We start from the raw sequence: 881 nt of genomic DNA, 5'->3' as shown, positions 1-881 counted from the left end.
ATACCTATAAAAAATAAATCACAAATAAAGAATAAAAAAAATACGTTAATTGTTTTAGCTTGGAATTTTTATAAAGACATTGTTAAGAATAATTCTAAACTCTCAGAAAATTTTATTAATATTAAAGATTTAGAGTCTAATAATTAGCGACTAAATTTTTCCAAATTTCAAATATATTTCTGATACTTTCAAAGAAATAATTTAAATAATACTCGGACGCTGGAAAATTTGAAATTATAAATCCTTGTGAAAAATATAAAATACGGGACAAAGCAATTACCAAAAAAATAAATACAATAAGTGAGTTGTAAAATCCAAAAGAGACTTTATCTTTTTCTTTTCTACTAATTTTTTTTACTGTGTGGTTTTCATTAATTGTGATTCCGTGTTTTTTTGCTAAGTATTCAGGTGAGTATAAACTGATTTCTCTTGGTTTTTTTGGAGAAGTCCTTTTTACTTTTTTTTGTTTTTGTATTTTTTGTTTATCTGATTGAGGTTTTGAAACTATTTTTTTTGCACGAGGGACTGATTGAGCTTTTTTTACTTCCCCCACAGGGAATTGTTTCCATTTATTTCCACAAGAGCCACATTGAACCATTCTTCCAGACGCAGTTATTGCGTTATCAGGAACAACAAATTTTTTACCGCATGAATTACAAGTTAAAATCATACAAATCCAATAATACTGCTATTTATATAAATTACACGAGAAATTAAATACTTTTTTACTTTATAAAGTTTTTATTGTATATCTCGATTTTATTTAATTAGGGCGGTTAGCTCAGTTGGTAGAGCATCTCGTTTACACCGAGGGGGTCATAGGTTCGAGTCCTTTACCGCCCACCATTAAATAAGGGGGTGTAGCTCAGCTTGGTTAGAGC

At 28.7% G+C, this 881-nt stretch carries 1 protein-coding gene and 1 tRNA gene; one reads left to right on the top strand and one right to left on the bottom strand.

Annotated elements, in window-relative coordinates; translation table 11 throughout:
• Positions 1–136 precede the first annotated feature (136 nt).
• Positions 137–670 carry a zinc-ribbon domain-containing protein gene (locus tag AMN78_RS00825; protein WP_075533736.1) on the bottom strand — a complete coding sequence of 178 codons (534 nt, stop codon included), beginning with the start codon at positions 668–670 and terminating at the stop codon, positions 137–139.
• 100 nt (positions 671–770) lie between these two features.
• Between AMN78_RS00825 and AMN78_RS00820 the strand changes: the two genes are divergently transcribed.
• Positions 771–846, top strand: a tRNA-Val gene (locus AMN78_RS00820).
• Positions 847–881: the final 35 nt, after the last annotated feature.

The organism is Candidatus Pelagibacter communis (assembly GCF_001179945.1).
GTDB classification, from domain to species: domain Bacteria; phylum Pseudomonadota; class Alphaproteobacteria; order Pelagibacterales; family Pelagibacteraceae; genus Pelagilacustribacter; species Pelagilacustribacter ubique_A.
This window is presented reverse-complemented; position numbering and strand designations above follow the sequence as displayed.

Coding starts and splice junctions, on each gene's coding strand:
- AMN78_RS00825 (WP_075533736.1), bottom strand. CDS start 670: ATGATTTTAACTTGTAATTCATGCGGTAAAAAATTTGTTGTTCCTGAT.